Below are 13,544 nucleotides of genomic sequence, written 5' to 3'. Positions count from 1 at the left end.
GACATAACATGAACGTATTGATCACAGGAGCAAGTGCAGGGTTTGGTAAGGCGCTGGCAGAGCGTTTGGTCGCAGGCGGTCACCAAGTGATCGGTTGTGCCAGGCGCCGCGATAAGCTTGATGCACTGGCAACTACATTGGGCGAGGCATTTTTGCCGGTGGTCATGGATGTCAGTGACACAGCGTCTATCCCGCAAATCATTGCTGACTTGCCGGCTGATTTTCAGCACATCGATGTCTTGGTAAATAACGCTGGGCTAGCGCTCGGCACCGAGCCTGCCCATGAGGCAGATCTCAATGACTGGATGCGTATGCTCGATACCAATGTCAAAGGTCTGGTGGCGCTGACCCACGCTGTACTACCTGCGATGGTGGCACGCGACAGCGGTTATGTCATCAATGTCGGCTCTATCGCTGGCAGCTGGCCGTACTTTGGCGGTAATGTCTATGGTGCGACCAAAGCCTTTGTCAAACAGTTTAGCTTAAATCTGCGCGCGGACTTAGTCGGTACGCAGGTGCGCGTCACCAATCTTGAACCAGGTAATGTCGCTGGCACTGAATTTTCGAACGTGCGCTATCATGGCGATGACGAAAAAGCCGCCAAAGTCTATGACGGCTTTAAAACCATGACCGGTGAGGATATCGGCGATATTTTATTGTGGTTGATTGAATCGCCAGCCCATATCAATGTCAATCGCTTGGAAGTGATGCCAGTGGCGCAAACTTATAATGGTCTGACCATTGCGAAGCAAGGCTATTAAAAGCTTAGCCGGCCGTTTTGCTCTCTAACGTAACTCATAAGACCGAAGCAATATAGTCTCATCTATGTTGCTTCTTTTTTTGGGTTGAATTTGGGTTTCTTTGACCAGCGTCAACTGCTGAAAGTCCAACACCAGCACTTCATTTCGAATACGCTCACTGGTGCGCTTATTATGGCGAATAGGAAACCCTAAGAGGTGTTTGCCAATGATGGTTAGCTGATTGACTACCGTCTGTGCAGGTTGCTCAGCACGGCTCCTTGGCTGCGCATCGATGATAGCAGTCGCAGGATTGACCGTGGTGGTTAGCAACTTGGTTTGTCGTACCCGCTTTGGCATATCACCTGCAAAAAACAGCACTTGCCCCAGCGGTAAATACTGCGCATGCCGCGTCAGCTCACGGCGAAATAATGCGGGCATATCGGTATTAAAGCTGTCCTCGCTTTGCCGATAAAAAGCGGTAAAGTTCCGATGCAAATAGCGGCCAAACACACTGCTATTGATCCAGTCTTGATACACTTCATTGGCTAATAACTGTTGTGTAAAATCCCGAGCATCAGGCATGCTCTCTGCGCTTAGCATCGCGACCAGTAGCGCCTGCGGGGTTGCAAAAGTTTGCTGCTGCCAGCGCTGTGGATACAAACTACTATCAAGCAAGGCTAACGTCGATTTGCTCATACCCTCTCCTTTTATGTCACTGATGATCATTGATCGGCCGCTCATCCCTTAACCTGCTCGCCACTATTACCGCTAGGCATTTTTTATGCTATGGTCAGTTTAATTGTTTTAATATAGCAGGGTTTTATCAGTGGCAAAACGTTTGCGTCAGCGCGATGCCCTGCTCTGCAACAAGGTATCATACCTGATGAAAACCAACCTATTTGCTGTGCCGCGCCCTGCTTTGTTCAATCAGTATCAGCTGCATACAAAAAACGTCGAGGTGGCAAAAGGCACGCTGCTACCCATGTCAGTTATCGGCCACGGCAAGCCGGTGCTACTGCTTCATGCGTACGGGATGGATGCGCGTGAGTTTTTGCCATTTATCCTGCCTTTGCTCGGTCACTATACGTTTTATCTGCCGCATTTACGCGGGTTTGGAGCCGCAAAGGATATCGAGCTGAGTGAATTTGATTTTTTGCGGCAATACGCCGATGACCTCCATGTCGTCATTGAGCAGATTTGTTTGGCACGCAACATAGTCGCATTGCCCGTCGCCGCCATCTCGATGGGTGCACAAGTGATGTGGGCGTATTTTTCGCGTTATGGCAGCGCAAGAGTCAGTCGTTATTTAAACATCGACCAAAGCCCTGCGATTCATAACCAGCCTGACTGGCAAGGCGGTTTGTTTGGTGCGCGACAGCGCGAGGTGTTTGCAGTCTTTCATGAGGTGGCGAATATGACGCTGCCGTATATTCAGCTCGAGAGCTTTACCCACCTGCCCTTTGCACTCAAGCGCCGCGTCACTGATGTCGAGCGACAGTTTTCCTTACTATCCGTCAACCGCAGACGCTCAAAGGCCATCGTGCAAATCCTAACGCATCAAAACGATCATCGGCTGGTGTTTTATGACCACCGCATTTGGCAGCATAAGATGCGCTGTTTGCAAGCATACTTAAATCTGGAGTACGATTTTCGGGCGGTGATAGAAAAAGTCACCATTCCAGTCGTGAACTTAATCGGAGGTCGCTCACAGCTCTATGACGCTAAGTGGCAGCAGCAGGTGACGCAGATGCTACCCAGCGCTACAGAGATTGTATTGCCGCACTCTGGTCATGCGGTACCGATGGATGAGCCGATTGGCTTTTATAAAGCATTGAAGGGATTTTTGGAAAATGAGCTATAGGCGATATGGTAAAAATCTGGGTCAAAAACCCAGCCCACGACAGCGTCTCTTAAGCTTCTACTCAAGAGCTTCTATTCAGCCTTTCTATTTCGAACTAATCAGCTAACGCTTTCATCAGCTCAAATCTAGCTACTTCCTTACCATCAACTTCAACAGTTTCAGTAAACATCGCTAATGGTCGTACCCAAACGCCGTACTCACCGTACAGACAGCGGTAAACGACTAAGGCTTCTTCGGTCTCAGAATGCTGCGCGGTATGCAAAACTTGGTAGAGATTGCCTTTATAATGACGGTAGATGCCTTGAGGGATTGTATTGTCTGTCATCTGCATGTCCTAGTATATCGGTCAAATTATCTTAACAAAAAATAAGGCCGACCATCATGTCGACCTTGTTTTAAATATCAATAGTTTATCCCAGCTACTTATTTCTAGTGACTTGTTTCCAGCCACTTATAGTCAGTTGCAAACAAAACTGTCATAAGTTCCAAAGCGCTACTGGGATGACTTTTTCGCAGCCTCTGTGTATACAGCACGCAAGGAAAATTTATACCAGTAGCGCTATAACATTTTTAAATCGAATCTACTATATTAGGCCACCGTCACTTTTGCATAGGCTTTTTTACCCGCTTGGATAACCACTGTCTGACCTGAGGTTAAGCTAAAGCCGGCGTCAACGACTTCGCCATCGACTTTTACCGCGCCGCGTTTGACCATGTCTTTGGCTGCTGAGTTGTTTTTGGCGAGGGTTGCTTGGTTCAATATCTGCGTGATAAATAACGCATCCGCGCCTTCTAACTCCAACGTCACCTCTGGCAGGTCAACTGGCAGCTCGCCATCAGCAAGTACGTTGCCCGCTGACTTGTGCGCATTAGCAGCAGCATCCGCATCATGGAAGCGCTCGATCAACTCTTCGGCCAAGATACGTTTGATCTCTTGTGGGTTGCGACCGTTTTCCATCTCTGTCATCAATGCTTCGACTTCTTCCATCGGCTTAAAGCTTAAAAACTCAAAGTAGCGGCGGATTAAGGTATCTGGCATCGACAGCAGTTTTTGGTACATGGTACCTGGGGCATCATAGATACCGACGTAGTTACCAAGAGATTTTGACATCTTATTGACGCCGTCTAGCCCTTCTAAAATCGGCACCGTGATACACACTTGCGGCTCTTGACCATAGCGACCTTGTAGGGTGCGACCCATTAGGATGTTAAAGGTTTGATCGGTACCGCCAAGCTCGACGTCAGCTTTGAGCGCGATTGAGTCATAGCCTTGCACCAGTGGGTACAAAAACTCATGGATGGCAATCGGCGTTTGCGCCGCGTAGCGTTTGGAAAAATCATCACGCTCTAGCATACGCGAGACTGTCAACTGGCTTGATAGCTGAATCATGTCCCCTGCCGACATGTCGTTGAACCACTCAGAGTTAAAAACAATCTTGGTTTTTTCTTTATCCAAAATCTTAAAGACTTGCTCGGCATAGGTCTGCGCGTTGGTTTTGATTTGCTCGTCACTGAGCGGCGGACGCGTGGTGTTTTTACCAGAGGGGTCACCAATCTTGGCGGTATAGTCCCCGATGAGAAAATAAATCTCATGACCCAAGTCTTGGAAGTGCTTGAGTTTATTAATCAATACCGTATGTCCCAAGTGCAGGTCAGGCGCGGTAGGATCAAAACCCGCCTTGATACGCAGCGGACGACCCAGTTTTAGCTTGGCAACCAAGTCCTCTTCTGAAAGGATTTCTTGCGTACCGCGCTGAATCAGGGCCAGTTGTTCTTCTAGAGTGTGAGTTTGAGTGGTCATGATGCTCTCTTTATTGTCTTTATTAAAAGGGTGACGCGTTTGGACGAATGCTCCCGAATGCCAAAATACGATTAGCGGCGTCAAATTCGTTTAGTCTACTAGATATAGCACCTGCTCTATATTAGTACCTGCACTCGTTTTTCTTGCTACTCTATTTTTGCAAACGGGATTGGCGTTTCGTAGCCAGTAAAAGATGTTAGAATTTGAGGGATATACTAGCGTTTTTTAAGGTAAATTGCCATGGCCAACCCTGTCCAGACCACGAATGATCCAAAAAGCAATCAGATTTTAGCAGCTGACCTTTTAGCCGCTGACGAAAGTGCCCATTATGCATCGCTCACTGATGCGCTAGAGCAAACGGTGTTTGAAAGCTTTGATGACGGCCTATATATCGGCATGATGTCTGGCACCAGCTTGGATGGGATGGACGCGGTGCTTTGTCAGTTTGCCGCCGACATGAGTCATGAAGAGCAGCCGATGCAGCTTTTAGCCACTTATAGCCAAGACTTCCCGCCGCGCCTGCGCGAAGTGCTGCTCGCTCTGTGTCAGCCTAATGGTATTCAAGCATTGACGCCGAGCGCTGGTGAGCCAAACAACCAGCCAAATAGCGAGCTGGACTGGTTTGGCTGGGCAAGCAAAGCCTATGGCGAGTTTGCCAGCGAGGTGGTCAATAATTTATTGCAGCAGTCAAATACCGATAGCGAGTCGGTATTGGCGATTGGCTGTCATGGCCAGACGGTACGCCATCGCCCACAAATGGGTTTTAGCCTGCAATTGGTCGATGCCAATATCATCGCTGAGCGTACAGGCATCAGTGTGATCAGCGACTTTCGTCGCCGTGATATGGCAGTTGGCGGGCAAGGCGCGCCCTTGGTGCCAGCGTTTCATCAGGCATTATTTGCTGATCCTGATAGTACGCGCGTGTTATTAAACTTAGGCGGTATTGCCAATATTACCGTCTTGCCCGCCAGTAATTATACTGACAACGATCATGTGGGCAATGATTATACTGATAGTGATACACCTGATACTCATAGCCATGTCGTTGGCTATGACACTGGCCCTGCCAACTTATTACTTGATGCGTGGACCGCGCTGCATACCGACAATGACTATGACGCAGGCGGCGCTTGGGCTCAGTCTGGCCAAGTAATAGAGCCACTCCTAAATCAGCTGCTAGAGCATCCGTTTTTTGCCAGATCTTATCCTAAGAGCACAGGACGTGAGGAGTTCAACCTAGAGTGGCTACAAGAGGAGCTACAAAGGTTTGATCAAGCATCGGCGCATATTCGTTACTCGTCCGCTGATGTACAAGCGACCTTAACCGAGCTGACCGCCATTAGCGCCAGCGCGCAGATTCATCTGTTTGTACAGTTTCATAAAAACAGCGCGGTGTATGTCTGCGGCGGCGGCGCGCTAAATGATTACCTGATGACGCGGCTACAAGCACATCTGCCCCATTGTCATGTCACCACGACCGCAAGCTTAGGACTGCATCCAGCTTGGGTCGAAGCCGTTGCCTTTGCTTGGCTGGCGCGGCAAACCTTGATGGGCGAAACCGGCAATCTACCTGCGGTAACAGGCGCCAAAAAGGGCGTGGTATTGGGTCAGGTATGTTTTGCCTAGTCGGTCAAATTTTAGTTTACATACGTACACTTATGTGTTTTATAATGACGGTTAAAATACCTTCTTTTTAGGATCGCACGTACAGGATATATCGCATGAGCCAACATAGCAGTTCACCGAACGCGCAAGCCGCCCCTTCTAATGCTGGCACTACCCAGCAAACACCGCGCCAAAAGCCGCCACATTACCAGCGCCCAGATGAGATGCGTGTCGTGGTCACGGGTATGGGCGCTATCACGCCACTTGGCCTCGATGTCGATAGCTCATGGGCCAAGCTCATCAATGGCGAGAGTGGTATTACCCCTATCAGCCATTTTGATGCCACTGACTACCGTGCGCAAATCGCTGGGGTAATCAAAGACTTCGATGCCAAACAATACATGAACGCCAAAGACGCGCGCCGCTATGATGAGTTTATGCATTATGGTGTGGCGGCCTCAGCCATGGCATTAAAAGATGCGGGATTCATCGATGAAGTAAGCGCGGCGGACGCGCCGGTGCAAGGCGTCGACGCTGAGCGATTTGGTATCATCTTAGGCTCAGGTATCGGAGGTATTCAGACCATCGAAAACAGCCGCGATACCCTACGCGAAAAAGGCGCTGGGAGAGTATCGCCTTTTATTATCCCAGGCTCGATCGTCAATATGGCCGCAGGATTGGTTGCGATCAAACATACCCTAAAAGGCCCAAACCTCGCCACTTCGACTGCGTGTACCACTGCCACGCATGCGATGGGACTCGCGGCACGCTTGATCGCTTATGGCGATGCGGATGTGATGCTCGCTGGAGGTAGCGAAAAAGGCTCAAGTCCACTTGGGATGGCAGGGTTTGGGGCGATGCATGCGCTCTCTACACGCAATGACGAACCAACCAAAGCCTCACGGCCATTTGATAAAGACCGTGATGGTTTTGTGCTCGGCGATGGCGCAGGGGTGGTGGTACTCGAAAGCCTCGCCCACGCCAAAGCGCGCGGCGCTACGATATTGGCCGAGCTGGTCGGTTTTGGCATGAGCGACGATGCCAGCCATATCACCGCGCCCCCAGAAGACGGTAGCGGTGCCGCTCGCGCAATGAAAAACGCACTCAATGACGCGGGCATCGAGCCTGACGCAGTGGGCTATGTCAATGCTCATGGCACCAGCACCCCCGCCGGCGATGTCGCGGAGTCCATCGCTATCGAAACCGTCTTTGCGCCTGTCAAAGACAGCATTTTGGTCAGCTCAACCAAATCAATGACAGGGCACCTACTGGGCGCAGCTGGAGGTATTGAGGCCATCTTTACCGTTCGCGCGCTGCAGCAACAGCATGTACCGCCCACCATCAACTTAGACAATGTCGAGGACAACTGTAACCTCGATTATGTCGCGCACCAATCCCGCAAAGTGGACAGTTTACAATATGCCGTGTCCAACAGCTTTGGTTTTGGCGGTACCAATGGCTCTTTGATATTTGCCCGCTGGCCTGTCACCGCCTAAATACGACCGCCTCTTACGGCACGTTGTAACTTTGGTGTCAGATTTGCTACGTTTGTGCACTTGCAGCCCCTTATCGTACTTGCGTATGATAAGGGGTAATTTTTGTACATTTATGGAAGATACCATGTCAAGCTACTCATTTTCTCATCAGTTTTATCAGCGCTGGACGTGTGCTCCTGAGCCTGTACGCGCCGCCATCACCCAAGAGCTAAAAGACATCATCACCCTGCTACAGACCCAGACGCCGTTTGAAAGCTTTGTATTTAGCACGCCTGATCTGGACACGCATGTCGATGAGCTCTACGATAACCACGATGCCGAGCAGGCCATTGCAAAAGCCATCGCCGATAAGCAAGCGCAAGCGGATGCCAAAGCAAAACAAGAAAAAATAAAAGCAGCAGAAGACGCACAGCGACAAGAAGAAATAGCCTCAAAAGCACAAACCGCACAAAAACAACCGCCACATAAGCCGGCAGCAACTGATAAAAAGAAAGAAAATAATAACCACCCAACCGCCCGTCAAGAGCCCAGCCAAAGCACCAAATCAGACGCGCCTGACACCGATAACAAAACTGACACAGCGCAAGCTGGTATAGCAAAAACACAAAGTAATAAAGACGCTACCACCAGCGGCCAGCCGCAGACCGTCCACGCCCCTGAACGTAGCGGTGAGGAAGCGCAAACGGCTGATCAGCAAACCACTCATGATAAAAACCATGATGCCAATGTCAACAAAGCGGTCAAAACGGTCAAAGCCATCAAAGATAAGGCCAGTACAGCCATCAAGCTGACACTAAAAGAGGAGCCATCTAGCGCCGCGCATCAAGCGCTCATCCGTGAGCTTGAGATGCAGATCGATGACTATCTCAGTGAACAGATGATGCTGATGTCAGAAAACCTCAAATCATGGCTCCATGCTGAGGTGGCACAGCAATTGGGTGAGAAAGAGGCTTTAGATCAGCCTGTCGTTAATTCCAAATAAAAAGAGTAAAGCTACGCCAGCATGCTACTGGGTTGTTTTATAGTAGTTTGAAGATTGGGGATTGGGGATTGGCTATATGCCCAATAAAGACAGCCAAAAACTATAGATATCGTTTGATAATTCAAAAAATAAGCCCCGTAAACATTTACGGGGCTTATTTATTGGGCGTCTACCAGCGTGTGCTCATTTCAGAAATAAAGACACGCCCTAAGGCTTTCGATTAAATCGATTGAGTACGCTCAGTCAGCCAATCAAGCGCTGCACCAGCAACGCGATCTTTTAGCTCAGCATAAACTTGACGATGGTAGTCGTTTAGCCACTCAACCTCTACTTGATTAAGCAATGATTTATCAAGCAAACGGGTATCAATTGGGCAATAAGTGACGGTTTCGAAGTGTAAAAATTCACCAAACTCACTCTCGGTAGGGTTCGCAACTGGGGTGTTGACCACCAAGTTTTCGATACGAATACCCCATTTACCTTCGCGGTATAGGCCTGGCTCATTACTGGAGATCATACCTGCTTTCATGGCGCGCTCTTTTGGCGTACTGGCACTATAAGCAATGACTTGCGGGCCTTCATGGACGTTTAGGAAGTAACCGACGCCATGCCCTGTACCATGACCGTAGTCCATCTGTGCTTGCCACAATGGCGCACGGCAGATCGCATCAATGAGTGGTGAGGCGATACCATCAGGGAAGCTTGCACGCGCTAAAGCAATATGGGCTTTGAGTACTGTGGTAAAGTCGCGTTTGTGCTCATCGCTGACTTGCCCGATACCGACGACGCGAGTGATATCGGTGGTGCCGTTTTGGTACTGCGCCCCTGAGTCGATCAGCAACAATCCACCCTCACCCTCAGCGACATCAAGGTAGCTGAACTTTTCTGGCGTTGCCCGATAATGCGGTAGTGCACCGTTTTCATTAAAGCCTGCAATCGTCGGAAAGCTCGGCGAAACATAATGCGGCTGCTGACTACGCACCTCAATCAGCATACTATCGACGTCCAGCTCACTCAGACGCTCGCCGTTTGCTAAACGCTGCTCAAACGTGGCAAAAAACTCACACAAGGCCGCCCCATCTTGGCGCATGGCTTCACGGACATGCTCGATATCGGCATCGGACTTGACAGATTTGAGTAATGTACTGGGGGCGATTTGCTCAATAAAGCCCACATCATCGGCCATCTTTGATAGCGTACCCACCGCCACTTTATTGGGGTCTAGCAGCAGCAAATCCTCTGGAGTCAGTGCGCTCAAGGCGTCTTGTACTGCGTCATAATCAGCAAGCGCGATACCGCTGTCCTCTAAGGCTTTTGCGATATCGCTACTGACTTTGCTGTTATCAACAAACAATGTCGCACTGTCTGCACTGATGAGCATATGCGCCAAAAACACGGGGTTATAATCGACATCGCTGCCGCGCAGATTGGTCAGCCAAGCGATGTCATCCAAGCTTGAGAGCAGATGATGAGTCGCGCCAGCCTCCTGCATCCCTGAGCGTACTGCAGCAAGCTTGTCGGTCGCAGACTGCGCCACAAACTGTGCATCATGCTGGTATAGCTTCGCAGCTGGCAATGCTGGGCGCTCGCTCCAAACCTCTACCAACATATCGCGCTCGGTGATGAGGGTGATGTCATTGGCATCAAACGCATCTAACAGCTTGTCTTGCTCCGCGATAGACAACACATTGCCATCGACCGCCACACTATCGCCTTCTGCTAAATGCGTCGCCAACCAATCGATATGGTTTGGCTGACCTGGTGCCAGTTTTTCTAAGCTGATACCTGTACCCTCCAGCTGGGCGGCGGCATGTACCCAATAGCGGCTGTCCGTCCACAGACCCGCAAAATCGGCGGTGACCACTAGAGTACCGACCGAGCCTGTAAACCCTGACAACCACAAACGCGCCTGCCAATACTCTGGTAGATACTCTGATAAATGCGGATCCGCTGACGGTACGATGATGGCCGTTAGGTCTTGGGCGGCCATGCGCTCCCGTAAACTTGCGATACGATCATGAATGTGTTGTTTATTCATTAAAATTTTCCTTATTGGTTTTGAAGACAGTGGGCAAGCGAGGTTGTATTAAAAAAATACGACGACGCGGCGACTATGGATAGTCGTCTTATTGGCGCGGGTAAATGAGTAAGCGCGCATTAAATCGTATTGAATGATCAATAGCCATTGATGCAAATACTGACCATGCAGAAGTGATAAATAGCCAAATACTATTAAGATGTTTGGGCAGACGACAAGCTTTCAATACTGGAATAAAAAAATGCTTGAACAAAAATATGTCATGGCTTGAGCAAGACCTGTCACGGATAAAAACGATAAGACGTGCTACCAACCATGGTAACACGTCTCATCATCAGCCTATTTATTGATGCAAAAAATTAGTACTTGGCTATTCTGACCATTTGCTCAAACGCATCCGCTAACTTTTTGGGTGTCGTTTAGCTGACATGATCGGCCTGTTCGCTGTTTTTGAGCATGGTGCTGATGGGCTTGGCCAATAGCAACAAGATAACCGCCGTCACTACCAAAAAGACGGTCATGGTCGTAAATAGCGTTGGCAATCCTTCGATCTTGTCCGCTGAGACATGACCACCGAAAAACGCGGCAACCAAGTTACCCATGGCGACAGAAGCAAAGAACAGCCCCATCATCTGACCTTGCATACCTTTTGGCGCAAGTTTGGTCATCGATGACAATCCTACTGGACTCAGTGCCAGCTCACCAAGCGTCAACAGCAACAAGCTACCGACCAGCCATAAAGGGGATGCTAGGCCAGTCTCATTGGTCAAAATGTTTTTTGAGGCGATAATCATCAAGCCAAAACCTGCCGCAGTAATCAACATACCAAGCGCAAACTTGACCATACTGTTTGGCTCGATACCTCTATTACCCAGCTTGACCCAAAGAATACTGACAATAGGAGCGAGTAATAAAATAAACAGCGGGTTTAGCGACTGAAACCAAATGCTTGGTATCTCAAACCCTAAGACATTAAGGTCGGTATAGCGATCAGCAAATAAGTTAAATGAGGTCGGCTGCTGCTCAAAACTTGACCAAAACAGCGTCGAGCCGATAATCAAAATAAAGCAAATCAATAAACGCAGCTTATCGGTTTTATCAAGGCGCGGTGAGACAAACATCACGGCAAAATAGCCAATCACCACGGCAGCGATGATATAGGTCATATACTCTGCGACCATGCTTGCCTCAAACGGCATGATACCGGTGGCGACCAGCACAATCACAGCCACCAATAATGCCACAAATCCTGCGACCCAGCGTCCGACATTATGATAGCGGTCGTTAGAGCGCTCCCACTCAGCACTGATGCCTTTGGCTTTGGCATAATGGGTCAATGTTTTTTGGGCAGAAAAACGATAGATAAGTAGCGAGATGAGCATCCCCAAACCACCGACCCCAAAGCCGACATGCCACATGCCCTTTTCTTTAAATATCCCAACGATCAGTGCGGCCAATAACGCGCCGATATTGATACCCATATAAAACAAGGTAAAACCACTATCACGGCGCACATCACCTTTGGTATACAGCGCCCCGACCATCACCGAGATACAGGTCTTAAATAACCCTGAGCCCAAAACAATACAAATCAAACCGACAAAAAACAGCGTCATACCAAACATCGCCGAAAGCGCGATACATAAGTGACCAAGGGCAATAATGATACTGCCCCACCACAGCGCGCGCTCTTGTCCGAGCCAGTTGTCTGCCAGCCAGCCGCCAGGGACGGCTGCCAAATATAATGAGCCAGCAAAGATACCATAGATAGCAGAAGCGGTGACTTCATCAAACCCAAAACCACCACTGCCTACCGTCGCCACCATAAACAACACCAATAGCGGGCGAATACTATAATAAGAAAACCGCTCCCACATCTCCGTAAAAAATAGCGGACGCAGCGGCTTTGGATGCCCCATAAAACCGTTTTCTAGCGATTCTAATTCAGCGGCACTCACCCCTGAACTTGCTTCTTTGCTCATAAGATTATTCCTTTAAAGACCACTTTAACAATGACCAAACCCCTATTTATTCAGATAAGCGGTCATATAGGAGCAATATTGTTTCACCTGTCTATCGGCAAGTAAAGAATTAATTGGTCAATAATTACACAGTGGCTCACAAAAAAAATCGCCCTCATTAGCTGAGAGCGAGTATTTGTGGCATTGCCAAAAGACAAATATCAGTCACTATGACAAGATAACGATCCTGTCATAATGAGAAAAAAACAGCCCGTATCTAGGGCGTGTCCTCAATTCAATCGATAGCCATCTAAATGGGCTAAAAATGGCTAAATCTGGCCAAACGGTGTCAAATAGCTGACTAATATCTCGATATTATCTGCGCTATTTTCCTTGTTTGACGGCGATTTATCTCATTTTTATCGCCATTTTTAAAACGAGGACACGCCCTAGGCAAAAACAGCTTATTGTGCGACAGTTTCACCCGCTTCCACGTCGCCATCCGCTTGCTCTGCGGTTAAATCAGCATCGGCAACCGCCGCTTGGCTGACCGTACCAGCGGCAGTGGCAGTGCCTGCTTCTGCTGCTACCACGGTGCTATCTGTATCCGCTGGCGTCACAGTCGCATCTGCCGCTGGCGTAGGGGCGGCCGCTTCTGCTGTTTCCGCTGGGGCTGCATCGTCCTGAGCCTCTGCACTGGCCGCCGCTACTGGCGCGGTCGCTGCTTCATCAGCGGCGACTGCAGCTTCGGTCGTCTCAGCAGTGATATGCTCGCCCGCTGGACGCAAAAATCCAGAAATACCGATAAGTAAGACAATACCTAAAAACAAGGCTGTGCCGACTAGAGCATATAACAGCTCTTTTTTTGGGTTGTTATTGACGATACCTTCTGACATATCTTATCCACCTTGCACAAAATATTTGAAATATTGACCCATTATATCGCAATTTATAACGATTTGTTAAAACCCTTAAGTATTTAAAGGATTTATTATGGGCAGTTTTTTTCCATGACTTGAGCGCCTTAGCGTTATTGTTTGCTTTAAATAGCGCATTAACG

The 13,544-nt window shown here is 49.0% G+C and carries 11 protein-coding genes; 5 read left to right on the top strand and 6 right to left on the bottom strand.

Annotation, left to right across the window (positions count from 1 at the left end; all coding sequences use genetic code 11):
• Positions 1 to 8 precede the first annotated feature (8 nt).
• Positions 9 to 761 (top strand): SDR family NAD(P)-dependent oxidoreductase, encoded by a 753-nt coding sequence (locus AADH33_RS01195; protein WP_348549293.1) that lies wholly within the window; start codon positions 9 to 11, stop codon positions 759 to 761.
• 24 nt (positions 762 to 785) lie between these two features.
• Here AADH33_RS01195 and AADH33_RS01190 read toward each other — a convergent pair whose 3' ends face one another.
• Entirely contained in the window at positions 786 to 1,436 is a 651-nt protein-coding gene (locus tag AADH33_RS01190) for a hypothetical protein (RefSeq protein ID WP_348549292.1), read from the bottom strand.
• 187 nt (positions 1,437 to 1,623) lie between these two features.
• On the opposite strand from AADH33_RS01190, the gene AADH33_RS01185 reads away from it, so the two are divergent.
• The gene (locus AADH33_RS01185) at positions 1,624 to 2,601 is read left to right on the top strand and encodes an alpha/beta fold hydrolase (protein WP_348549291.1); all 978 of its coding nucleotides are present in this window, start codon (positions 1,624 to 1,626) and stop codon (positions 2,599 to 2,601) included.
• 94 nt (positions 2,602 to 2,695) lie between these two features.
• On the opposite strand, the gene AADH33_RS01180 is transcribed toward AADH33_RS01185, so the two are convergent.
• Positions 2,696 to 2,926 carry a DUF1653 domain-containing protein gene (locus AADH33_RS01180; RefSeq protein WP_207970343.1) on the bottom strand — a complete coding sequence of 77 codons (231 nt, stop codon included), beginning with the start codon at positions 2,924 to 2,926 and terminating at the stop codon, positions 2,696 to 2,698.
• A gap of 264 nt (positions 2,927 to 3,190) precedes the next feature.
• Entirely contained in the window at positions 3,191 to 4,402 is a 1,212-nt protein-coding gene (gene tyrS, locus AADH33_RS01175; protein ID WP_348549290.1) for a tyrosine--tRNA ligase, read from the bottom strand.
• Between the two features lie 240 nt (positions 4,403 to 4,642).
• On the opposite strand from tyrS, the gene AADH33_RS01170 reads away from it, so the two are divergent.
• From AADH33_RS01170 to AADH33_RS01160, 3 genes are all read left to right on the top strand, one after another.
• Positions 4,643 to 6,028: an anhydro-N-acetylmuramic acid kinase gene (locus AADH33_RS01170; protein ID WP_348549289.1), complete on the top strand. Its 1,386-nt coding sequence runs from the start codon at positions 4,643 to 4,645 to the stop codon at positions 6,026 to 6,028.
• A gap of 203 nt (positions 6,029 to 6,231) precedes the next feature.
• Complete coding sequence (gene fabF, locus AADH33_RS01165) at positions 6,232 to 7,503, top strand: beta-ketoacyl-ACP synthase II (protein ID WP_348549930.1); 1,272 nt, start codon at positions 6,232 to 6,234, stop codon at positions 7,501 to 7,503.
• A gap of 124 nt (positions 7,504 to 7,627) precedes the next feature.
• On the top strand, positions 7,628 to 8,485 hold the full coding sequence (locus AADH33_RS01160) for a hypothetical protein (protein ID WP_348549288.1): 858 nt from the start codon (positions 7,628 to 7,630) through the stop codon (positions 8,483 to 8,485).
• A gap of 220 nt (positions 8,486 to 8,705) precedes the next feature.
• Here the strand turns inward: AADH33_RS01160 and AADH33_RS01155 are convergent, their stop codons facing one another.
• From AADH33_RS01155 to AADH33_RS01145, 3 genes are all read right to left on the bottom strand, one after another.
• Positions 8,706 to 10,523 carry an aminopeptidase P family protein gene (locus AADH33_RS01155; protein WP_348549287.1) on the bottom strand — a complete coding sequence of 606 codons (1,818 nt, stop codon included), beginning with the start codon at positions 10,521 to 10,523 and terminating at the stop codon, positions 8,706 to 8,708.
• 419 nt (positions 10,524 to 10,942) lie between these two features.
• Entirely contained in the window at positions 10,943 to 12,505 is a 1,563-nt protein-coding gene (locus tag AADH33_RS01150; protein WP_075101958.1) for a peptide MFS transporter, read from the bottom strand.
• Between the two features lie 443 nt (positions 12,506 to 12,948).
• Positions 12,949 to 13,380, bottom strand: a complete 432-nt coding sequence (locus AADH33_RS01145; RefSeq protein ID WP_348549286.1) for a hypothetical protein — start codon at positions 13,378 to 13,380, stop codon at positions 12,949 to 12,951.
• Positions 13,381 to 13,544 lie beyond the last annotated feature (164 nt).

This window comes from Psychrobacter sp. KFRI-CH2-11 (genome assembly GCF_038239325.1).
Lineage (GTDB): Bacteria > Pseudomonadota > Gammaproteobacteria > Pseudomonadales > Moraxellaceae > Psychrobacter > Psychrobacter celer.
Note: the sequence above shows the minus strand (reverse complement) of the source record. Positions and strands in the feature narration are given on the sequence as shown.

Bases quoted from the DNA above. Each gene is read 5' to 3' on its own strand.
- AADH33_RS01180 (WP_207970343.1), bottom strand. From the start codon at position 2,926: ATGACAGACAATACAATCCCTCAAGGCATCTACCGTCATTATAAAGGC.
- AADH33_RS01190 (WP_348549292.1), bottom strand. From the start codon at position 1,436: ATGAGCAAATCGACGTTAGCCTTGCTTGATAGTAGTTTGTATCCACAG.
- AADH33_RS01145 (WP_348549286.1), bottom strand. From the start codon at position 13,380: ATGTCAGAAGGTATCGTCAATAACAACCCAAAAAAAGAGCTGTTATAT.
- AADH33_RS01195 (WP_348549293.1), top strand. From the start codon at position 9: ATGAACGTATTGATCACAGGAGCAAGTGCAGGGTTTGGTAAGGCGCTG.
- AADH33_RS01185 (WP_348549291.1), top strand. From the start codon at position 1,624: ATGAAAACCAACCTATTTGCTGTGCCGCGCCCTGCTTTGTTCAATCAG.
- AADH33_RS01155 (WP_348549287.1), bottom strand. From the start codon at position 10,523: ATGAATAAACAACACATTCATGATCGTATCGCAAGTTTACGGGAGCGC.
- AADH33_RS01160 (WP_348549288.1), top strand. From the start codon at position 7,628: ATGTCAAGCTACTCATTTTCTCATCAGTTTTATCAGCGCTGGACGTGT.
- AADH33_RS01150 (WP_075101958.1), bottom strand. From the start codon at position 12,505: ATGAGCAAAGAAGCAAGTTCAGGGGTGAGTGCCGCTGAATTAGAATCG.
- fabF (WP_348549930.1), top strand. From the start codon at position 6,232: ATGCGTGTCGTGGTCACGGGTATGGGCGCTATCACGCCACTTGGCCTC.
- tyrS (WP_348549290.1), bottom strand. From the start codon at position 4,402: ATGACCACTCAAACTCACACTCTAGAAGAACAACTGGCCCTGATTCAG.
- AADH33_RS01170 (WP_348549289.1), top strand. From the start codon at position 4,643: ATGGCCAACCCTGTCCAGACCACGAATGATCCAAAAAGCAATCAGATT.